The organism is Agrobacterium sp. 22-209-1, from assembly GCF_053522485.1.
On the sequence record NZ_JBNWCH010000002.1, the window covers coordinates 181,842 to 203,390 of the forward strand.

Below are 21,549 nucleotides of genomic sequence, written 5' to 3' on the forward strand. Positions count from 1 at the left end.
GTCTTCATTTTGTGAACGGTCTCGGGTGTCTATCCGGATTATGTTCAGGCGGCGAAGCGAATATCCTCAAAGCGCGGAAACAGGAAAAGTCCGGTTATGCGCCCTTGCTGGCCTTTTTCGAAGCCGGAAGATTCACCCATGCAGATGACCGGCTGCCGCATCGCCGGCAAGATGGAAAGGCCGGTTGAAAAACAGAAACGTGAGGGCGCGGTGGAAACCTGCTCGAAAAGTTCCAGCACGCGGGCGTGGTCTGCGCGGTCGTAACAGCGGACAAGGCTGAGCAATCCGCACTCGCCCGGCGGCAGGCCGTGCATAAATGACGCATGTTCGCCGAGCCGGATGACGCCGCTCGAAAGATCGCTGCTCCACTCCTCCGACATGAAGAAATGCGACAGGGTCCGGGGATCGGGCGTGGTTGTTACCGCCGCAGGCAGAGCATCGTTGCGTCTTGATATCTCAAACAAATCGCGCCCCCCGCATGAACACGTGCCAGCACCGCCGCTTCAAGCGCCACTGCCAGGTCGAACCCTTACCGCCACCCGCAGTCGAGCGTATTTGCCATACATCGAAACCCCTTCAATGCGTGGCCGCCTCGGCGCGGAACCCTTACGGGGGGTGACTTATAGTTTATTTTCCACTACCTACAACAACCACTCAGTGAGAAAATCAAAAATATTATGTATTTCTTCTTCAAAATCGTGAGGCATGCGAAAAAGTACAACTAAACAGCGCACTTATAAGGCGGTCCGAGTTGAGGTCGGCCCCGTATGGGGTGGTGATTCGCTGGTGAATGTGCCCCATTATTGCATAGGGCTGCAAAAAATAGCCGGATAAAATCACGCCTGTTCCAAAACGGTACAATACACGAACTTCTCCTCCTGCGGCCTTTAGAGTTGTGCAACCTGTTGATTCCATGTCGCATCTCTCGCGAGAGCGTCGACGTCCTCCTTGGGAGAGGCCCAAGAACCTGCAAACGACTGATTTTATTGGATGTGATTAGATCCTTGGGGACGGCCCAAGGATGAGGCCGTTAAGCTGCGCCGCCTTCCGTCAATCACGTAGGTACCGGCAAAGAAAAAGGGCGATCCGAAGACCGCCCTTTCTTAATTCCGGTGACAGGACTGATTAGAAGTCCATGCCGCCCATGCCGCCGCCCGGCATTGCCGGCATCGGAGCGTCCTTCTTCGGAAGCTCGGCGATCATGGCTTCGGTGGTGATCAGCAGCGAAGCAACCGAGGCTGCGTTCTGCAGAGCCGTGCGGACAACCTTGACCGGGTCAACGATGCCGAGCTGGATCAGGTCGCCATATTCGCCGGTCTGGGCGTTGTAGCCGTAGTTGTCTTCGTTCTTCTCGAGGATCTTGCCAACAACGATCGAAGCTTCGTCACCCGCGTTGTCTGCGATCTGGCGAACCAGAGCCTGCAGGGCGCGGCGGATGATGTTGACGCCAGCTTCCTGATCGTCGTTTTCACCCTTGACGGTGATCTTCGTGGAGGAACGCAGCAGGGCAACGCCGCCGCCCGGTACGATGCCTTCCTGAACGGCAGCGCGCGTCGCGTTGAGAGCGTCGTCGATGCGGTCCTTCTTTTCCTTCACTTCGACTTCCGTCGAGCCGCCGACACGGATAACGGCAACGCCGCCAGCGAGCTTGGCAAGACGTTCCTGCAGCTTTTCGCGGTCGTAGTCGGAGGTGGTTTCTTCGATCTGCGCCTTGATCTGGGCAACACGGCCTTCGATGTCGGACTTCTGGCCGGCGCCGTCAACGATGGTGGTGTTTTCCTTGGAGATCGAAACCTTCTTCGACTTGCCGAGCATGTCGAGAGTAACGTTTTCGAGCTTGATGCCGAGGTCTTCGGAGATGACGGTACCACCGGTCAGGATGGCGATGTCTTCCAGCATGGCCTTGCGGCGGTCGCCGAAGCCAGGAGCCTTGACAGCAGCGATCTTGAGGCCGCCACGCAGCTTGTTGACGACGAGCGTTGCAAGAGCTTCGCCTTCGACGTCTTCAGCGATGATGACGAGCGGCTTGCCGGTCTGAACGACGGCTTCGAGAACCGGCAGCATGGCCTGAAGGTTCGAGAGCTTCTTTTCGTGCAGGAGGATGTATGCGTCTTCGAGGTCCGCAATCATCTTTTCCGGGTTGGTCACGAAGTAGGGCGACAGGTAGCCGCGGTCGAACTGCATGCCTTCGACGACTTCGAGTTCGGTTTCAGCGGTCTTGGCTTCTTCAACGGTGATGACGCCTTCGTTGCCGACCTTCTGCATTGCTTCAGCAATGTCGAGGCCGATCTGACGCTCGCCGTTTGCAGAGATCGTGCCGACCTGTGCAACTTCTTCGGACGTGTTGATCTTCTTGGCCTTGGCCTGAAGGTCCTTGACGACTTCAGCGACGGCCAGATCGATACCGCGCTTCAGGTCCATCGGGTTCATGCCGGCAGCAACTGCCTTGGAACCTTCGCGAACGATGGCCTGGGCCAGAACGGTCGCGGTGGTGGTGCCGTCACCGGCGATGTCGTTGGTCTTGGAGGCAACTTCGCGAACGAGCTGCGCGCCCATGTTCTCGAACTTGTCTTCCAGTTCGATTTCCTTGGCGACGGAAACGCCGTCCTTTGTGATGCGCGGAGCGCCGAAGGACTTGTCGATAACGACGTTACGACCCTTCGGGCCGAGGGTGACCTTCACTGCATCAGCAAGAATGTCGACGCCCTTAAGCATCTTTTCGCGCGCTGTGCGGCCGAATTTGACTTCTTTGGCTGCCATGTTCAAAACTCCTGGTTTCGAATGGCCGGACGGGGTCCGGCTTGAAATTTAAGGAAGGATGGGTTGGCCGAAATCAGCCGATGATGCCCATGATGTCGGCTTCCTTCATGATCAGAAGGTCTTCGCCGTTGAGCTTGACTTCGGTGCCCGACCACTTGCCGAACAGAACCCGGTCGCCAGCCTTGACGTCGAGAGCGACGACCTTGCCGGACTCATCGCGTGCGCCGGAACCGACGGCGACGATTTCGCCTTCCTGCGGCTTTTCCTTGGCGGTATCGGGAATGATGATGCCGCCCTTGGTCTTTTCTTCGGACTCAACGCGACGAACGACGACGCGATCGTGAAGCGGGCGGAAGTTGGTGCTTGTCATTGTCTAATCCCTCGATCAAATGACTGCGCGAGTTTTTGCACTCGCCTGATGGGTGTTAGCACTCTCGTTTATCGAGTGCCAGCGGAACCGAGATAAGGAGGGCTTCTGCCGGAGTCAAGAACGCCCTGTCTGAAAAATTTCATGGCTTATGGTTATCAGCGTTCCATGACAGAAATTTCCCATGTGCGGGCAGGCGCCGCGACGACATTCTTTTCGCGGGTTGCGGCCGCATCGTATCTAGGGGGTATTTGTGTTCATGCTGCGTCAGGCGGGTCAAAGACCGCCCTGGCGGCGCTTTTTTCCTTGCCATTGGCGTCCCGCTTTGCGATGTGACGCTCACCCTTTTCTAGCATCCGGAAAGCATCTCATGGCCCATCGCATTCTCACTCTCGGCGAAATCACGGCTGGGTTCGACGTTATTCTTTCGGATGTCTGGGGCGTGCTGCACAATGGTGTCAGCGCCTTTCCGGATGCGGCAGTTGCGCTGCACGAAGCGCGCAAGGCCGGCAAGACGGTGGTGCTCATCACCAATTCGCCGCGCCCCGCTCCCGGCGTCATCGCCCAGCTTCGCGTTCTCGGCGTGCCGGATGAGGCTTATGATCGGATCATCACCTCTGGCGACGTGACCCGCGGACTGATTGCGGAAGGCCCGAAAAAGGTCTTCCTGCTTGGCCCCGAGCGCGACATGCCGCTGCTGGAAGGCCTTGATGTTGACGTCGTTGGCGAGGCACAAGCGCAGTCCGTGGTCTGCACCGGCTTTTTCGACGACGAGACGGAAACGCCGGAAGATTATACCGAAATGCTCAAGGGCTTCATCGCCCGCAATGCACCGATGATCTGCGCCAACCCCGATCTTGTGGTGGAGCGCGGCGAGCGCATCATTCCCTGCGCCGGCGCCATGGCGGCCTATTACGAACAGCTCGGCGGCGAGGTCCGCATTGCCGGCAAGCCGCATGCGCCGATCTATGAGGCCTGCCTTGCGGCGGCCAAGGAAGTGCGTGGCGCCTTCGCCAAGGACCGCGTGCTCGCCATCGGCGACGGCATGCCGACGGATGTGAAGGGCGCGATTGCGAGCGGCCTCAACCTTCTTTATATCAGCGGCGGCATTCACGCCGCCGAATATACGCTGAACGGCCAGACGGACGAGGCGCTTCTCAACGCCTATCTCAAGGGGCAGGGTGCTGCTCCCGGCTGGTGGATGCCCCGTCTTGCTTGAAGCCGTCTCGGCTAAGGAATAGCTGGCGCAGGAATGGATCGATTGCCATGACCGTCTTTCACCGCAATGAAAAAAAGGAGCCGCTGCCGGAAGCCCTTCGCGGCGGCGTCATCGCCATCGGCAATTTCGACGGCGTGCATCGCGGCCACCGGGCTGTGCTGGATCGTGCCCTGGAACTGGCGGAAGCCCGCGGCGTGCCCGCGCTGGTTTTGACCTTCGAGCCGCATCCCCGTTCCGTCTTCCGTCCCGATACGCCGGTCTTCCGCCTCACGCCCGCGCCGCTGAAGGCGCGCATTCTCGAGGCCATCGGTTTCCGCTCCGTCATCGAATATCCCTTCGACCGGGAATTTTCGCAGCGCTCGGCGGAGGAATTCGTCCAGTCCATTCTGGTCGACTGGCTTCACGCCAGCGCTGTCGTCACCGGATTCGATTTCCATTTCGGCAAGGGCCGCGAAGGCGGCCCGGCATTTCTGATGGCGGCCGGCAAACGCCACGGTTTCGACGTGACGCTGGTGGATGCCTTCCGCGACGAAGGTGCGGATGTCGTCTCCTCCAGCCGCATCCGCTCGCTTCTGTGCGAAGGCGATGTGGTGGGCGCCGCTGGCCTGCTCGGCTATCGCTTCACGGTGGAAAGCGAAGTCATCGGCGGCCAGAAGCTCGGTCGCACGCTGGGTTATCCGACCGCCAACATGGCGCTGGCGCCGGAAACGGAGCTGAAGGCCGGCATTTATGCCGTGCGGTTCCGCCGCCCGGACGGTTCGATCCGCGATGGCGTGGCGAGCTTCGGTTACCGCCCGACCGTCACCGAAAACGGTGCGGCGCTGCTCGAAACATTCGTCTTCGATTTTTCCGGCGATCTTTATGGCGAGGTCTGTTCGGTCTCCTTCTTCGGGCACCTGCGCGATGAATTGAAATTTGACGGTCTTGATCCGCTCGTCGCCCAGATCAGGCGCGATGAAGAAGAGGCGAGGGCGATGTTATCGGGCGTGCGCCCGCTCAGCGAACTGGACGCCAGGATCGCGTTCTGACCGGGTAAGGCCGGTTAGCACTGTTCCGGCCGAGAGCGCCGTCGCTTTTCTCTTCCTTTTTGCCGGAAAACCGCATAAACAACCGGCCATGTCCCAATACCGGTTGATGTTTAAAACTCAGATTGGCCGAATTATTGGCCCGGCCTTCCGCCCGCTCTGACGAGCCGGAAGGTCCGGGATTTTGGCGCTTGTCATGACTTTGGTCATGGCGCTTTCCGTATTTGCCCTCTTTGAAATTGAGACGGCGCGACCGACACGGCGCGCAACAACGGTATGATTATGAGCGACACCGCAGAAAAACTGGATTACTCCTCCACCCTCTATCTGCCGCAGACGGATTTTCCGATGCGCGCCGGCCTGCCGCAGAAGGAACCGGAAACGGTCAAGCGCTGGCAGGAAATGGGCCTCTACAAAAAGCTGCGCGCCTCCGCCGCCGGCCGCGAAAAATTCGTGCTGCATGACGGCCCGCCCTATGCCAACGGCAACATCCACATCGGCCATGCGCTGAACAAGATCCTGAAAGACGTCATCACGCGCTCGTTCCAGATGCGCGGTTATGACGCCAATTACGTGCCCGGCTGGGATTGTCACGGTCTGCCGATCGAATGGAAGATCGAGGAAGCCTACCGCGCCAGGGGCAAGAACAAGGACGAGGTTCCGGTCAACGAATTCCGCAAGGAATGCCGTGAGTTCGCGGCCGGCTGGATCAAGGTTCAGTCGGAAGAGTTCAAGCGTCTCGGCATCGAAGGCGACTTCGAAAACCCCTATACGACGATGAACTTCCACGCCGAAGCGCGCATCGCCGGCGAGTTGCTGAAGATCGCCAAGAGCGGCCAGCTCTATCGCGGCTCCAAGCCGATCATGTGGTCGGTGGTCGAGCGCACGGCGCTGGCGGAAGCGGAAGTCGAATACCACGATGTCGAGAGCGACATGATCTGGGTGAAGTTCCCGGTCAAGGATGCTGCTCCCGGACTTTCCGGCGTCTCCGTCGTCATCTGGACAACGACGCCGTGGACCATCCCCGGCAACCGCGCCATCGCGTTCTCTTCGCGGGTCGAATATGGCCTGTTCGAAGTCGAAAGCGCGCAGAACGATTTCGGCCCGCAGCCGGGTGAAAAGCTGATCTTCGCCAGGAAGCTTGCCGATGAGGCGGCGGCCAAGGCGAAGCTGACCTTCAAGTTCGTTCGCGATGTGAAAAGCGAAGAACTGGCGGCCATCACCTGCGCCCATCCTTTGGCGTCGCTTGGCTACGATTTCCCGGTTCCGCTTCTCGATGGCGATCACGTCACCGACGATGCCGGTACGGGTTTCGTGCACACCGCGCCAAGCCATGGCCGCGAGGACTTTGATGCCTGGACGAACAGCGTCCGCACCCTTGAAGCACGCGGGATCGATACCAAAATCCCGTTCCCGGTCGATGACGCCGGTTTCTACACCGAAGACGCTCCCGGTTTCGGCCCGTCGGCCGAAGGCGGTGCTGCCCGTGTCATGGACGATAACGGCAAGAAGGGCGATGCCAATGAGCGCGTCATCAAGGCGCTGATCGCTGCCAATAACCTGTTTGCGCGCGGCCGCCTGAAGCACAGCTATCCGCACAGCTGGCGCTCCAAGAAGCCTGTCATCTTCCGCAACACGCCGCAATGGTTCGTCTATATGGACAAGGAACTCGGCGACGGCACGACGCTGCGCTCTCGTTCGCTTGACGCCATCGACCAGACGCGTTTCGTGCCGGCCTCCGGCCAGAACCGCCTGCGCGCCATGATCGAAGGCCGGCCTGACTGGGTTCTGTCGCGCCAGCGCAGCTGGGGCGTGCCGATTGCCGTTTTCGCCGATGAGAAGGGTGAAGTTCTGGTCGACGAAGCCGTCAACGCCCGCATTCTCGAGGCCTTCGAGGCCGAAGGCGCTGATGCCTGGTTTGCCGAAGGCGCCAAGGAACGTTTCCTCGGCAATGACCACGACCATGCCAGATGGCAGCAGGTCATGGACATCCTCGACGTCTGGTTCGACAGCGGCTGCACCCACACCTTCACGCTGGAAGACCGCCCGGACATGAAATGGCCGGCGGATGTCTATCTTGAAGGCTCCGACCAGCATCGCGGCTGGTTCCATTCGTCGCTGCTGGAAAGCTGCGCCACGCGTGGCCGTGCGCCCTATAACGCCGTTGTGACCCATGGTTTCACCATGGACGAGCAGGGGCGCAAGCAGTCGAAATCGCTCGGCAACGTCGTTGCCCCGCAGGAAGTCATGAGCCAGTCGGGCGCCGACATCCTGCGTCTTTGGGTCATGACCACGGATTACTGGGAAGACCAGCGCCTCGGCAAGGCCATCATCCAGACAAATGTCGATGCCTATCGCAAGCTGCGCAACACCATCCGCTGGATGCTCGGCACGCTCGCCCATTACGAGGGCGAGGAGATCGCTTATGACGATCTGCCGGAACTGGAAAAGCTGGTGCTGCATCGCCTGTCCGAACTGGATGGCGTCGTTCGCGAAGGTTACGACGGTTTCGAATTCAAGAAGATCACCCGCGCGCTGATCGACTTTGCCAATGTCGAGCTTTCCGCCTTCTATTTCGATATCCGCAAGGACACGCTGTATTGCGACGCGCCGTCGTCGCTGAAGCGCCGCGCGGCCCTGTCCGTCATCGCCAAGCTGTTCGATTGCCTGGTATCGTGGCTCGCGCCAATGCTGCCCTTCACGACGGAAGAAGCGTGGCTGTCGCGCTATCCGGATGCGGAATCGGTGCATCTCGTCCAGTTCCCGGAAATTCCGGCGGAATGGAAAAACGATGCGCTTGAAGCGAAGTGGGAGAAGATCCGCAAGGTCCGCACGGTCGTCACTGGCGCGCTTGAAGTGGAACGCCGTGAAAAGCGTATCGGCTCTTCACTGGAAGCTGCCCCTGTCGTCCACATTGCCGACGCCGATCTTCTGGCGGCGCTGAAGGGGCAGGATTTTGCCGAAATCTGCATCACCTCCGCCATCTCGGTGGTGGGCGATGAAGGCCCGGCCGATGGCTTCCGTTTGCCGGAAGTGGCGAAGGTCGTGGTCGAACAGAAGCTGGCGGAAGGTGCAAAATGCGCCCGCTCCTGGCGCATCACCACCGATGTCGGGTCCGATCCGGAGTATCCCGACGTCTCGGCCCGCGATGCGGCGGCCCTGCGTGAGCTAGCCGCACTCTCGTAACGAAAATGACCGGATGAATTGCGCTTTGCCTCTTCATCCGGTACACCTGCCTGAAAATGGCCGGATTTGCACGGCAATGCGGGCTGCCGCCTGCCGAGAGACGATGTCTGGCGAAGTGGGACGGACGGCTGGAAGGGTTTCAATGAAGATGATGAAGGCTTTTGGGCAGGGTAGTGCGCAGGGTTTGGGCATGTTTCGCACGGTTGTTGGCGTCACGACGATAGGCGTGCTGCTCGGCGCCTGCACCAGCCCGACCTACGGTACGGGCAAGACGGCGGCCGAACAGCTGGTTGACGACCTCGGCAACGCGACCTCGATCACCGGTGACCAGAGCAAGCGCAACCTGAAATATGGCCCCCGCCCGGGCCTCGTCGTTCCCGCCCAGGCCCGCGCCGAACAGCTGACCACGCCGCAGCAGAACATGGCGAACCGCGAAAACAATCCGCAATGGGTCGAATCGCCGGAAGAAACCCGTGAACGTCTGCGCGATGAGGCGGACGCCAACAAGAACAACCCGCATTACCGCTCGCCGCTGCTCGCCGGCAACGGCACCGCCGGCCAGATGACCGAAAGTCAGAAATGGGAAGCCTTCCGCAAGGCCAAGGCTGACGCGCAGGGCGGCTCCGTGGTGAATGCCCAGCGCAAGTTCCTGACCGATCCGCCAGCCGAATATCGCAGCCTTCCGCAGGATCAGCTGACCGATCTCGGTGAGCCGGAGCAGAAGAAGGCAAAGCGCCGCAAGAAAGAAGCGGCCGTGGCGAACACCGGCAAGAGCTGGTGGAACCCCTTTCAGTAAAATATGACTGATGGCTGGCGGGAAATTTGTTTCTCCCGCTCGCCGCTCAATCCTCGAGGCGTTTCTCTCTGAAAAATTGCCGCAGAATCTCCGCGCTTTCACTTTCCGCCAGACCCGAATAGACATCCGGCGCATGGTGGCATGTCGGCTGGCTGAAGAAACGCACGCCGCTCTCCACTGCGCCGCCCTTGGGGTCCTGCGCGCCGTAATAAAGCCGGCGGATACGGGCGAATGAAATCGCCGCCGCGCACATGGTGCAAGGCTCCAGTGTCACGTAGAGATCGGCGCCGGGCAGGCGTTCCTGCTCCAGCGCCTCGCAGGCCATGCGGATCACGGCGATTTCGGCGTGCGCCGTCACATCGTTCAATTCACGGGTGCGATTGCCGGAACGGGCGATGACGCGACCGTCCAGAACCAGTACAGCGCCGATCGGAACCTCCTGCCGCTCAGCCGCGGCACGGGCTTCGACAAGCGCCAGCTCCATGAAATGCGTCCTTTCGGCCATTGCGATTCAATTTCCTCTTAACCCTTGTGCTTGGACCTGATAGGACAGCCCAAACAACAGGCAAACAGCAAATGACTTTTAAAGACAAGCCGAAGCGTGACGGCGGCAAGACAATTAGCCGCGACAGGAAGCCGAAAGGCCCCGGTAAGCCCGCCGCAGAGCGCGAAAAGAAACCGACCGAGGCAAAGGCCGCCCCGGCACCGGAAACCGTTGGCGGCTCCAAGCCCGAGCGCATTTCCAAGATCATGGCGCGCGCAGGCGTCGCCTCGCGTCGCGATGTCGAGCGCATGATCATGGAAGGCCGCGTATCGCTGAACGGCGTCAAGCTGGATACGCCGGTGGTGAACGCCACGCTGTCCGACAAGATCGAAGTCGACGGCATGCCTATTCGCGGCGCCGAGCGCACGCGCCTGTGGCTTTACCACAAGCCCGCCGGTCTGGTGACGACCAATTCCGACCCGGAAGGCCGCCCGACCGTCTTCGATAATCTGCCGGGTGAACTGCCGCGCGTGCTCTCCATCGGCCGTCTCGATATCAATACCGAAGGCCTGCTGTTGCTCACCAACGATGGCGGTCTTTCCCGCGTGCTGGAACTGCCGACCACCGGCTGGCTGCGGCGCTACCGCGTGCGCGCCCATGGCGAGGTCGATCAGGCAGCGCTCGACAAGCTGAAGGAAGGCATTGCCGTCGACGGCGTGCTCTATGGCGCAATCGACGCCACGCTCGACCGCACCCAGGGCCACAATGTCTGGATCAGCATGGGCCTGCGTGAAGGCAAGAACCGCGAGATCAAGAACGTGCTCGGCGCGCTCGGTCTCGAGGTCAACCGCCTGATCCGCGTTTCCTACGGTCCGTTCCAGCTCGGCGATCTGCCCGAAGGCAAGGTGCTGGAAGTGCGCGGCCGCATGCTGCGCGACCAGCTCGGCCCGCGTCTCATCGAACAGGCCGGCGCCAATTTCGACGCGCCGATCTACAATGCGCCCGTTGAGGATGAAGAAGACGACACGCCGAAGCGGCCCGTGAAATCCGAATGGGCAAAGAGCGATGCGCCGGAAGGCAAGCCGCGTTTCGAAAAAAGCGGCAAGTCCGAGGATCGTCGTGAAAAGGCGCTTGGACGGCTGGATACCAAGCGCGGCGACAAGCCGGCCGGCAAGTTCGGTTCCAAGCCCGCCGGGAAATTTGCCGCCAAGGGCCGCAGCGCGGATGAGGGCGACGACCGTCGCCCCCGCCAGCCCGCCGGCACCAGCCGCACGGCCAATGTCTGGATGGCGCCCGGTGCAAGGCCCACCCGTGACGGCAAGGAGCGCAAGTCTTCCGCCCGCGCGGAAGCCGAAAACCTCTTCAAGAAGCCTTCCGCCCAGGACGAGGCGCGCCGCAACGTCGTGCGGCATGCGGATGCCGAGGGCGAGTGGATCCGCTCGGATTCTCCCCGCGAAGAAGAAGGTGGTCGCGGACGCGGCGACCGTCCGCGCGGTGAAAAGAGCTTCGGTGACCGCCCGGCACGCGGCGGCAAACCTTTCGGCGACCGGCCATTCCGCGACAGGCCGCGTGAAGAGGGTGATCGTCCGCGCAGCGACCGCCCACGCGGCGAAAAGAGTTTCGGTGATCGCACCGCCCGCGGTGAAAAACCCTTCGGTGACCGTCCGTTCCGCGACAGGCCCCGTGAAGAGGGTGATCGCCCACGCGGCGAGCGCCCGGCGGGCGACAAGCCGCGTGGCGGCAAGCCGGGCGGCAAACCCGGTTTCGGCAAACCATCTTTCGGAAAATCGGGCGAACGTTCAGGTTTCTCAGGCAAGAGCAAAGGCCCCGGCGGTCCCGGCGGCGGCAAGCCGGGCGGCAAAGGCCCGGGTGGCAAACCTTCTGGAGGCAGGGGAATGACACGTAATGCGGATCGTAGGCGGTGAGTTCCGCGGCCGGACATTGGCCGCGCCGAAATCGAATTCCATTCGTCCGACCATCGACAGGACGCGGGAAAGCCTCTTCAATATTCTGAGCCACGCCTATCCGGAAAGTCTGGACGGCACGCGCGTTCTGGACGTTTTCGCCGGAACCGGCGCCGTCGGTCTGGAGGCGCTTTCGCGCGGCTGTCGTGTGGCGCTCTTCGTCGAAAACGGCGTGGAGGGCAGGGGGCTGCTCTGGGAAAATATCGATGCGCTGGGTCTGCATGGCCGCGCCCGCATCCTGCGGCGTGATGCCACCAAGCTCGGCGGCGTCAACAATATAGAGCCCTTCGATCTTCTCTTCGCCGACCCGCCCTATGGCCATGGCCATGGTGAGAAGGCTTTCGCGGCAGCGCACAGCGGCGGCTGGCTGACACCTGGCGCGCTTGCCATTCTCGAAGAGCGCGGCGATGTGGCGGTGAAGGTCGATCCGGTATTCAAACCGCTGGAAAGCCGCATCTTCGGCGATACGAAAATGCATTTCTACCGCTACGAGCCCTGAAGCATTTCAAGGAAAAGTGGAGCCCGGTTTTCCGTCCGGAAATGCGACAGAACAAGATTTGGAGTGTTTCCGCGCTTGGAAGAAAAGCGAAAACACTCCGACAGGAACACCTTACCGTCATGCCACGGTCTTGTCTTGTTTGCGCAATAGGCAGAATCTTTGCCGTGGAAAGAATTTGGGTATTCGCATGGAGCAGGGTGTAAACGAGAGCATAACGATCGTCCGCGCCGGGGAAGAGGTTCTCGAAGGTGACGGCGCGGGTGGCCATGAGCCGACTTTCGGACTGGCGCTCGGCGGCGGCGGCGCACGCGGCATCTGCCACATCAACGTCATCGAGGCATTGGACGAACTCGGCATCCGGCCCGTTGCGATTTCCGGTTCGTCCATAGGCTCCATCATCGGCGCGGGCATGGCGGCCGGCATGACCGGCCGGGAAATCCGCGAATACACGCTTGAACTCATGGGACGAAAAGGATCGGTCGCCAACCGGCTCTGGAGCCTCGGCCCGGCATCGATGCGCCATGCGGTGGACGGTTTTCGCCTCGGGCAGTTCAACCTCGAACTCATCCTGCACGCCTTGATGCCGCAGGCCCTGCCGAAGGATTTTTCCGAGCTTGCCATTCCGCTCAAAGTGATAACGACGGATTATTACGCCCAGACCGAAGTGTTGGTGGAAAGCGGCGAGATCATTCAGGCGCTGGCGGCATCCGCCGCCATTCCGGCACTGTTCATGCCGGTGCGCATCGATGGCCGCATCATGATCGACGGCGGCATCTTCAATCCCGTGCCCTATGAACATCTGCTGGATCGGGCCGATATCGTCATCGGCGTCGACGTCGTCGGTGGCCCGGAAGGTGACGGCACCACCATGCCGAACCGGCTGGATAGCCTGTTCGGCGCCAGCCAGCTGATGATGCAGGCGGCGATTGCCCTGAAACTGAGGTTACGCCCGCCACACATTTTCCTTCGCCCCCCGGTCCACCGTTTCGGCGTGCTCGACTTCCTGAAGTCGGAAGAGGTGCTGAACGCCTCGTCCGGTATCAAAGACGAGCTGAAACGCCATATCGAGATGCAGGTGGAGCTGTTTCACCGCGGGCAGGGCGTGGAGGCTTGAGCGTTAAATCCTGAATAGGGAGCGAGCGGGCGCCACTCGTTTCTTCTCCCCGGCGGGGAGAAGAAACAAGTGGCGCTCTCCCAGTCACTAAGTCGAACTCAATTCACAGCGAAACTTCCGTCTCGCTGTCTTCCGCATCCTCTTCCCACTTTTCAGCCTTGGTCTTCGGCTTCATCAGCGGTTCGGGCTTCACTTCGCGTACCGGCTTGTTATGCAGCATCTGCCGGCCGGCGGCGATGCCTTCCACGGCCTGTAACTGCAACCGCTCTTCGTCGCGTTCGCGAATGTCGTCGGCAATCGCCAACGCCCTTTCGCCATCCATATCCAGCCCTTCCAGAATGCGCCTGCCGAACAGCAGGCCGGATTCCAGCGTCTCGCGGATTTCGTATTCCACGCCCTTCTTTCTGAGGCCCAGCGAATGGATGCGGTCATAGGAGCGAGCATAGATGCGCACGCTTGGAAATTCCGACTGGATCATGTCGATGATGCGGTCGGTCACCTCCTTTTTGTGAGTGCAGACCGCAACCAGATCTGCCCGCTCGATGCCGGCGGCGATCAGCACGTCCTTGCGGGTGCCATCGCCGAAAAAGATGCGGAAGCCGAAACGGGCGGCCTGCCGCACGCGGTCGGCCGAACTGTCGATGACGGTCACGTCGCGCCCGCCGGCGAGCAGGATTTGCGAGGCGATCTGGCCGAAACGGGAAAAACCGATCATCAGCACATCCGCGCCCGCGCCGTCGAAATCCTCCTCAAGCTTGTCCTCTTCCGCATCCTCCGCGGTCAGACGCCGTGAAATCACCGCCAGAAGCGGCGTCAGCGCCATGGAAAGCGTGACGACGGCAACGAGGATCGAGGCCGTCGCCTGCGGAAACAGCCCGGAGGCGGCAGCCGTGGTGAAGAGCACGAAGCCGAATTCGCCGCCCTGCGCCAGAAGCAGGGCGATGCGGCTCGACGCATAGCGCGAAGACCCGGCGATGCGGCAGAGGCCATAGATCAGCCCCGCCTTCACCGCCATCATCGCCGGCACTGTGATCAGGATGAGCAGGATGTTTTCATAGACGATATGGATATGCAGCGACATGCCGACAGCCATGAAGAACAGCGCCAGAAGCAGTCCGCGAAACGGCTCGATATCGGCCTCCAGCTCGTGCCGGTAGGAGGATTCCGACAGCATCAGCCCCGCCAGCAGCGCGCCCATGCCCATCGACAGGCCCACCGCTTCCATGACGGCGGCGGCGCCGATGACGACGAAGAGGGCGGCGGCGATCATCACCTCGCGTGCACCCGTACGGGCGATGATCTGGAACATCGGCGTCAGAAGATAGCGCCCGGCAAGGATCATGCCCGCCACCGCAACGACGGAGGCTATGAGATCGGATACCATGGAATCCGTCGGCACATCCGGCCGGTTGGAAAGAATGGTGACGAGAGCAAGAAGCGGCACGATGGCGAGATCCTGAAACAGCAGGATCGAGAAGGACCGGTTGCCGTGCCGCGTATTCATGTCGCCGTCATCGGCAAGAATTTGCAGCGCAAAGGCGGTGGAAGAAAGCGCTAGACCGAAACCCGCGACGAGGCTGCCGCGCCAGTCAATCAGCCCCGCCCACCAGGCAATCGCCGCCAGCACGCTGCCGGTCACCAGCACCTGCGCCATCCCCAGCCCTAAAATATCGCGCCGCATCTGCCAGATGCGCGATGGCTTCAGTTCCAGCCCGATGATGAAGAGCAGGAAAACCACGCCCAGTTCCGAGACATTGAAGATGTCCTTCGCATCGGTGACCAGATGCAGGAACGGCCCGATGACGATGCCCGCCACCAGATAGCCCAGCACGGTGCCAAGCCCGAGCTTGCGGAAAACCGAGGCCGCGATGACCGCGCCGGCCAGAAGCAGCAATGGTTCGGAAAAGAGAGCGTCGTGCTCGGTCATGGCTGCGGACTTTCGAATAGGGTGGCGACAATACCGTCCGAATGGAGAAAGCGGCGTTTCGCCCTTGATGCGGGGTTGCTGGCACAATAAATGGAACAGGAATGAAAGGCCAACTCATGTCCTCAGAAATAGATTCTTCCAAACTTCTCGATCGCGCCAGCCAGCTTGTCGATCTTGCCCGCGCCGCCGGTGCGGATGAGGCGGATGCCGTTGTCGTCCGCTCCCGCTCGCAGTCGGTCGGCGTGCGGCTCGGCAAGGTGGAAAGCACCGAATCCTCCGAAAGCGACGATTTTTCCCTGCGCGTCTTTGTGGGCCGCCGGGTGGCGAGCGTTTCGGCCAATCCCGGCTTTGACCTGAAGACGCTGGCGGAACGGGCCGTCGCCATGGCGAAGGTCTCGCCCGAAGATCCCTTTGCCTGCCTGGCGGATAAGGAGCGGCTTGCGACGTCCTACGACGATCTCGAGCTTTTCGATGCGACCGAAGTCTCGGCCGATCAGCTGCGTGAGGCAGCCCTTGCGTCGGAAGAGGCGGCGCTGGCCGTCAAAGGCGTCAGCAATTCCTCCGGCGCCGGCGCATCGAGCGGTATGGGCGGCCTCGTCCTCGCTACCTCACACGGTTTTTCCGGCAGCTACATGGGTAGTCGTTTCAGCCGCTCCGTCAGCGTCATCGCCGGCGAAGGCACCAAGATGGAGCGCGACTACGATTTCGACAGCCGTCTTTATTATGCCGATCTCGATGCCGCCGAAGAAATCGGCCGCCGCGCCGGGGAAAAAGTCGTGCGGCGGGTCGGTCCACGTCAAGTCGATACCGGCAGCAACATCACCGTGGTCTTCGATCCGCGCATCGCTCGCGGTTTCGTCGGTGCGATTGCCGGCGCCATCAACGGCGCGTCGGTTGCCCGCAAGACCAGCTTCCTGCGCGATAAAATGGGCCAGCAGGTTCTGAAAAAGGGTCTTTATCTCACCGACGATCCGCAGATCGTGCGTGGCCCGTCCTCGCGTCCCTTTGATGGCGAGGGTGTTCGCGGCGAGAAGATGACGATGATCGAGGACGGTGTTTTGAAGCACTGGTTCCTCTCCACCTCCGCGGCGCGGGAACTCGGTCTTGAAACCAACGGTCGCGGTGTGCGCGGCGGCACGGCGGTTTCGCCAGCTTCTACCAATCTCGCGCTGGAGCCGGGCGATCTCTCGCCGGAGGACCTGCTGAGACAGGTCGGAACCGGCTTTTACGTCACCGAGCTGATCGGCCACGGCGCCAATATGATCACGGGTGAATATAGCTGCGGCGCGAGCGGTTTCTGGATCGAGAATGGCGAAAAGACCTTCGCGGTTTCCGAGGTCACCATCGCGTCCAACCTGAAGGACATGTTCATGCGGGTGACGCCGGCCAATGATATCGACCGCAAATACGGCGTCGCAGCCCCGACGCTCGCCATCGAAGGTATGACGATCGCTGGCAAGTGAGGCGGCCTGCGGGTTGTTTTCGCGGGCACTTTATGTGCAAGTGCGAAGAGAAAAACGGGCGCGCCGTGTGAGGCGCGCGGAAAAGACGGCAAAATGAACGATATGGCTGAGGCCCGCTGGGCCTCCGATTTGAGGCTGGTCCTCGGAGCCGCCCGCAAGGCGGGCGAGACGGCGCTGGGTTTCTTCCGCAAGGACCCCGAGGTCTGGTGGAAGAATGGTGGGCTTTCGCCGGTCAGCGCGGCGGATTATGCCGCCAACGACATTCTCGAAACCATTCTCCGCTCCGCCCGGCCTGACTATGGCTGGCTTTCCGAAGAAACGGACGACGACACGGACAGGCTGTCGCGCTCCACCGTTTTTGTCGTCGATCCCATTGACGGAACCCGCGCCTTCATCGGCGGCCGCGACACCTGGTGCGTCAGCGTTGCAGTGGTCCATGAGGGTCGGCCGGTCGTCGGCGTGCTCGTCGCGCCGGCGCTGGCGGAGGAGTTCACCGCGGTGGAAGGCGGCGTGGCGTTGAAGAACGGAGCCGCCATCTCGGCAACCCGTGACAATAGCGGAACCTTCCATCTTGCCGCAGCGGCGGAAGCGATCGCGCATCTGCCGGAAGCCTTGCGCAACACCGTGGAGCGCATTCCGCACGTCCCCTCGCTTGCCTACCGGCTGGCCATGGTGGCGGATGGCCGCATTGACGGAACGCTGGTCAAGGCCAACTCGCACGAGTGGGATCTCGCCGCCGCCGACCTCATTCTGGAGAAAGCGGGCGGCCGGCTGGTCGGGCTCGATGGAAAACCTTTGATGTATAATCGCCGGCAGGTAAACCACCCCGCATTGTGCGCCGCAGCAAATTATGCACTGCCGGCACTTTTGAAAGCGTTTTCACATCTGTCTGACGGTTGACGTTTGCCGGGAAATCCCGCAGATGAAGGCCTCTCTCAGCGTTTAAGAAAGAGATAAAGACATGACGGAAACTGGCAAACCGAAACAGCTGCTGCACCTCGTCTTCGGCGGCGAACTTGAAAACCTTCAGGATGTTCAGTTCCGGGATTTGAACGCACTCGATATCGTTGGCATCTATCCGGATTACGCTTCTGCGCTGACCGCATGGAAGTCCAAGGCGCAGATGACGGTCGACAATGCCCATATGCGTTATTTTATCGTGCATATGCACCGTCTTCTCAATCCCGACGATAAAATTTGAGTCCTTTTCCCCTTGCGTTGTAATACTATTGGGTGAGGGCGGTTTTTCCCGTGATTCCTGCTTGAGACAGCAGGGCACGGTATTGCGACACGAGAAAATGTGATCGCGCTTTCGTTTCCGATGACAAAAAATGACGCAATTTGAGAAGAAGTAGGCGGCGATAACAACCAGAACAGGGGCAGGGCATTGCGCGGAATGATCAAGGGCAGAATGTCATGAGCAGCCGTTTCGCACGTTTCGCTCTTTCCGGTTACCGCATTGCCGGTATCGCCGCTTACCCGTTCGCCAAGCCCTATCTTTCCTATCGGGCCGCGAAAGGCAAGGAAGACAAGCGCCGCCGGCTCGAACGTTTCGGTTATGCGAGCGCCGAGCGCCCGCGCGGGCCGCTCGTCTGGTTCCATGCCGCAAGTGTCGGTGAAACCCTTGCCCTCATCCCGCTGATCCGCGAAATCCGCAAGCGCGATATCTACGTGCTTCTGACCACCGGCACCGTCACGTCGGCTGAACTCACCCGCACCCGGCTCGGTGACGACGTGATCCACCAATATGTGCCGCTCGATATCAAGATCGCGGTCAACCGTTTCCTCACCTATTGGGCGCCGGATGCCGCCATAACAGCGGAATCGGAAATCTGGCCGGTGACGATGATGGAACTGGAGCGCCGGCACATCCCGCAGATCAGGGTCAATGCGCGCCTCTCCGACCGTTCCTTTGACCGCTGGAAAGCCCGCCACGACATTGCGGAATCGCTGTTCTCAAAGCTGGCGCTGGTGGTTGCGCAGTCCGATCTCGATGCTGAACGTTTCCGCGATCTCGGCTCCTGGCCGGTGGTGATTTCGGGTAACCTCAAGGGTGATACCGATCCGCCGCCCTGTGACGAGGCGCTTTTGGAGCACTATCGCAAGCAGGTCGGCAATCGCAAGACATGGGCCGCCATCTCCACCTTCGACGGCGAGGAGAAGGCTGCCGCCACCGTGCATGCGGCGATCAAGTCGCGCAACGGCCAACTGACCATCATCGTGCCGCGCCATCCCGAGCGCGGCGATGATGTGGAAGCCATGCTGAAGGGCATGAACCTTTCCGTCGCCCGCCGCAGCCGCAATGATGTGATTACCCCGGAAACCGATATTTTCCTCGGCGATTCCATCGGCGAAATGGGGCTCTACCTGCGGCTGACCGAGCTTGCCTTTGTCGGCCGGTCGCTGACGGCCGAAGGCGGGCAAAATCCGCTGGAGCCGGCGATGCTCGGCTGCGCCGTCCTCTCAGGTGCGCATGTGCAGAATTTCCGCGAGGCCTATCAGAAGCTGATCCGCGCCGGCGGCGGTCGTATCATCCGCGATGTGGAGATGTTGGCCAAGGCGGTGCATTATCTGCTGGTCAACGACAATGAGCGTTACAAGATGATCGATGCGGGCAACCGGGTCATTCAGGATATGCGCGGTGCGCTGTCCTCCACCGTCAAGGCGCTGGAACCCTATATCAATCCGCTTACCGTTTCCGCCAAGCTGCAACCGCGGAGCGCCATCGGTTCATGGTAGCGGATATTGAACTTGATGCGGCACAATCGATTGCCGCAGTCCTTTTCGACAAGGACGGAACGCTTCTCGGCTATGACGCCAGCTGGGGTCCGGTCAACCGCGAGCTTGCGGCCATCGCGGCCAATGGCGATCCCGTTCTTGCCGACCGGCTTCTTTGCGCCTGCGGCATGGACCCCGTTACCGGTCATGTGGTGCCGGACAGCCTGCTGGCCGCCGGCAATACGGCGGAAATCGCCGCCGGTCTGGTTGCCGCCGGCTCGCCCTGCGATGTCGGGGAACTGACAGCGCGCCTCGACCGGTTATTTACCGAGGCTGCGGATAAATCCGTGCCGGTAACCGATCTCAAGGCATTTTTCGCAAGGTTGAAGGCGCGGGGCTACAAGCTTGGCATCGCCTCCAGCGACAATGAAAACTCCATCCGCCAGACCGCCATCCGCTTCGGTTTCGAAAAGGACCTCGATTTTGTCGCGGGATATGACAGCGGTTACGGCACCAAGCCGCAGCGCGGTATGGTCCTGGGTTTCTGCGAGGCGATAGGCTTCCCGCCGGAACGCGTGGCTGTTGTCGGCGACAACAACCACGATCTGCACATGGCAAAGAGTGCTGGCGCCGGTCTGCGCATCGCCGTTTTGACCGGAACAGGCTCACGCGAAAGCCTTGGCGCGGATGCCGATTATTGTTTCGATGACATTACCGCGCTCGAAGCGCTTTTGCCGGAACGGGCTCTCTGAACCCGGTTGGTTTCCGCCGGGCGGGGTGCGGCTCCGTCAAACCCGTTTATTCCATTTTTGCAATTTACGGTTTTTTCTGGCAAACAACCTCCTGACATGTGACGGGCGAACGGAATGCCGTGGGCGACGCGGCCGGGAGCGGGAATAGATGGTTTCTGAAGCGCCGCCGTTCTGGTGGCAGAAAGCGGGATGGCAGGCGTGGCTCCTGTCTCCTTTCTCGCTTGTTTACGGCAAGATAGCCGGCCGGCGGATGCAAACGGCGAAGAGGGCAAGCGTTGCCGTTCCGGTCATCTGCATCGGCAACTTCACCGTGGGAGGGGCCGGCAAGACACCGACGGCGATGGCAATTGCGAGAGCCGCCGTCGCCAAGGGCCTGAAACCCGGATTTCTCAGCCGTGGCTACGGCGGCACGCTCGACGTCACCACCCTTGTCGATCCCCGGCGTCACCGCTCGACCGATGTCGGCGATGAGCCGCTGCTTCTGGCGCGAGAGGCGGTCACAGTCATTTCCCGCAAGCGCGTGGAAGGCGCACACCGTCTGGTGAAAGAAGGCGTCGATCTCATCATCATGGATGATGGTTTCCAGAGCGCGCGCCTGACGCTGGATTATGCGCTTGTCGTCATCGATACGATGCGCGGCATCGGTAACGGCCATCTCGTGCCGGGCGGTCCGGTGAGGGCGCCGCTTGCTGAACAGATGCGGCACATGACAGGGCTTCTGAAGGTCGGCAAAGGCCACGCGGCCGATGCGCTGGTCAGGCAGGCGGCAAAGGCCGCCAAGCCCGTCTTCGTTGCGGCAATCACGCCGCAGGAGCCGCAGGATTTCAGGGGAAGACGCGTGCTGGCCTATGCCGGCATCGCCGACCCGGCCAAGTTCTATCGAACCGTCGAGGCGCTCGGCGGTGACATCGTGCTGCAGCGCTCTTTCCCGGATCATCACCATTTCAGCGACGACGAGATCGCCGATCTTTTGCAGGACGCCGGCAAAGATGATCTGCAGCTGGTGACGACGGCCAAGGATGCCGTGCGGCTTAACGGACACCACGGCAGGGCGGAAGAATTGCTGTGGAACAGTCTGGTGATCGAAATCGACATGGTGTTCGACGACCCCAACGCGGCCGCGGCGATCATCGATACGGCGGTGGGAAACTGCCGCGCGCGTTTGCTGCGGGAAAATGCGCGGACGTCGGTTTAGAGTACCGAAGAAGATAAACCGCCGTGCACCCACTTCCTTCTCATCTCTGTGACAAGCACAGGGATGAGGGAAGGCACATG

General features: G+C 61.0%; 18 protein-coding genes. 13 read left to right on the forward strand and 5 right to left on the reverse strand.

What is annotated here, in order from left to right; genetic code table 11:
* Positions 1 to 44 precede the first annotated feature (44 nt).
* The 3 genes from ACQZ48_RS05175 to groES all read right to left on the reverse strand — a co-directional run bounded on the left by ACQZ48_RS05175 (position 45) and on the right by groES (position 3,130).
* Complete coding sequence (locus tag ACQZ48_RS05175; RefSeq protein ID WP_077982873.1) at positions 45 to 464, reverse strand: hypothetical protein; 420 nt, start codon at positions 462 to 464, stop codon at positions 45 to 47.
* 661 nt (positions 465 to 1,125) lie between these two features.
* Positions 1,126 to 2,760: a chaperonin GroEL gene (gene groL, locus ACQZ48_RS05180; protein WP_077982872.1), complete on the reverse strand. Its 1,635-nt coding sequence runs from the start codon at positions 2,758 to 2,760 to the stop codon at positions 1,126 to 1,128.
* A gap of 73 nt (positions 2,761 to 2,833) precedes the next feature.
* Positions 2,834 to 3,130 (reverse strand): co-chaperone GroES, encoded by a 297-nt coding sequence (groES, locus tag ACQZ48_RS05185; RefSeq protein WP_077982871.1) that lies wholly within the window; start codon positions 3,128 to 3,130, stop codon positions 2,834 to 2,836.
* Positions 3,131 to 3,497: 367 nt separating this feature from the next.
* Here groES and ACQZ48_RS05190 point away from each other — a divergent pair, with 367 nt between their 5' ends.
* From ACQZ48_RS05190 to ACQZ48_RS05205, 4 genes are all read left to right on the forward strand, one after another.
* Complete coding sequence (locus tag ACQZ48_RS05190; RefSeq protein ID WP_142912819.1) at positions 3,498 to 4,346, forward strand: TIGR01459 family HAD-type hydrolase; 849 nt, start codon at positions 3,498 to 3,500, stop codon at positions 4,344 to 4,346.
* 47 nt (positions 4,347 to 4,393) lie between these two features.
* Positions 4,394 to 5,374 carry a bifunctional riboflavin kinase/FAD synthetase gene (locus ACQZ48_RS05195; protein ID WP_077982869.1) on the forward strand — a complete coding sequence of 327 codons (981 nt, stop codon included), beginning with the start codon at positions 4,394 to 4,396 and terminating at the stop codon, positions 5,372 to 5,374.
* Positions 5,375 to 5,653: 279 nt separating this feature from the next.
* Entirely contained in the window at positions 5,654 to 8,557 is a 2,904-nt protein-coding gene (ileS, locus tag ACQZ48_RS05200; protein ID WP_191217035.1) for an isoleucine--tRNA ligase, read from the forward strand.
* 142 nt (positions 8,558 to 8,699) lie between these two features.
* A complete protein-coding gene (locus ACQZ48_RS05205; protein ID WP_077982868.1) occupies positions 8,700 to 9,353 on the forward strand; it encodes a hypothetical protein in 654 nt (217 codons plus the stop codon).
* A 46-nt stretch (positions 9,354 to 9,399) separates the two neighbouring features.
* On the opposite strand, the gene ACQZ48_RS05210 is transcribed toward ACQZ48_RS05205, so the two are convergent.
* Complete coding sequence (locus tag ACQZ48_RS05210) at positions 9,400 to 9,858, reverse strand: nucleoside deaminase (protein WP_077982867.1); 459 nt, start codon at positions 9,856 to 9,858, stop codon at positions 9,400 to 9,402.
* 71 nt (positions 9,859 to 9,929) lie between these two features.
* On the opposite strand from ACQZ48_RS05210, the gene ACQZ48_RS05215 reads away from it, so the two are divergent.
* The 3 genes from ACQZ48_RS05215 (at position 9,930) to ACQZ48_RS05225 (ending at position 13,414) form a co-directional block, all read left to right on the forward strand.
* On the forward strand, positions 9,930 to 11,762 hold the full coding sequence (locus tag ACQZ48_RS05215; protein WP_448728641.1) for a pseudouridine synthase: 1,833 nt from the start codon (positions 9,930 to 9,932) through the stop codon (positions 11,760 to 11,762).
* Positions 11,743 to 12,300 carry a 16S rRNA (guanine(966)-N(2))-methyltransferase RsmD gene (gene rsmD, locus ACQZ48_RS05220; protein ID WP_137409836.1) on the forward strand — a complete coding sequence of 186 codons (558 nt, stop codon included), beginning with the start codon at positions 11,743 to 11,745 and terminating at the stop codon, positions 12,298 to 12,300. Before ACQZ48_RS05215 ends, rsmD begins: the two co-directional genes overlap by 20 nt.
* A gap of 187 nt (positions 12,301 to 12,487) precedes the next feature.
* Entirely contained in the window at positions 12,488 to 13,414 is a 927-nt protein-coding gene (locus ACQZ48_RS05225; protein WP_077982864.1) for a patatin-like phospholipase family protein, read from the forward strand.
* Between the two features lie 103 nt (positions 13,415 to 13,517).
* Here ACQZ48_RS05225 and ACQZ48_RS05230 read toward each other — a convergent pair whose 3' ends face one another.
* Positions 13,518 to 15,341 carry a monovalent cation:proton antiporter-2 (CPA2) family protein gene (locus tag ACQZ48_RS05230; RefSeq protein ID WP_077982863.1) on the reverse strand — a complete coding sequence of 608 codons (1,824 nt, stop codon included), beginning with the start codon at positions 15,339 to 15,341 and terminating at the stop codon, positions 13,518 to 13,520.
* Positions 15,342 to 15,457: 116 nt separating this feature from the next.
* Between ACQZ48_RS05230 and ACQZ48_RS05235 the strand changes: the two genes are divergently transcribed.
* The 6 genes from ACQZ48_RS05235 (at position 15,458) to lpxK (ending at position 21,469) form a co-directional block, all read left to right on the forward strand.
* Positions 15,458 to 16,804, forward strand: a complete 1,347-nt coding sequence (locus tag ACQZ48_RS05235; RefSeq protein WP_137409839.1) for a TldD/PmbA family protein — start codon at positions 15,458 to 15,460, stop codon at positions 16,802 to 16,804.
* 93 nt (positions 16,805 to 16,897) lie between these two features.
* Positions 16,898 to 17,704 carry a 3'(2'),5'-bisphosphate nucleotidase CysQ gene (locus ACQZ48_RS05240; RefSeq protein ID WP_077982862.1) on the forward strand — a complete coding sequence of 269 codons (807 nt, stop codon included), beginning with the start codon at positions 16,898 to 16,900 and terminating at the stop codon, positions 17,702 to 17,704.
* A gap of 61 nt (positions 17,705 to 17,765) precedes the next feature.
* Positions 17,766 to 18,005 (forward strand): DUF4170 domain-containing protein, encoded by a 240-nt coding sequence (locus ACQZ48_RS05245; RefSeq protein WP_006313175.1) that lies wholly within the window; start codon positions 17,766 to 17,768, stop codon positions 18,003 to 18,005.
* Between the two features lie 215 nt (positions 18,006 to 18,220).
* A complete protein-coding gene (gene waaA / locus ACQZ48_RS05250; RefSeq protein ID WP_173988233.1) occupies positions 18,221 to 19,543 on the forward strand; it encodes a lipid IV(A) 3-deoxy-D-manno-octulosonic acid transferase in 1,323 nt (440 codons plus the stop codon).
* The gene (locus tag ACQZ48_RS05255) at positions 19,537 to 20,274 is read left to right on the forward strand and encodes an HAD family hydrolase (protein WP_191217033.1); all 738 of its coding nucleotides are present in this window, start codon (positions 19,537 to 19,539) and stop codon (positions 20,272 to 20,274) included. The genes waaA and ACQZ48_RS05255 overlap by 7 nt, the downstream gene beginning before the upstream one ends.
* Positions 20,275 to 20,422: 148 nt before the next feature.
* Entirely contained in the window at positions 20,423 to 21,469 is a 1,047-nt protein-coding gene (gene lpxK, locus ACQZ48_RS05260) for a tetraacyldisaccharide 4'-kinase (protein ID WP_173988237.1), read from the forward strand.
* Positions 21,470 to 21,549: the final 80 nt, after the last annotated feature.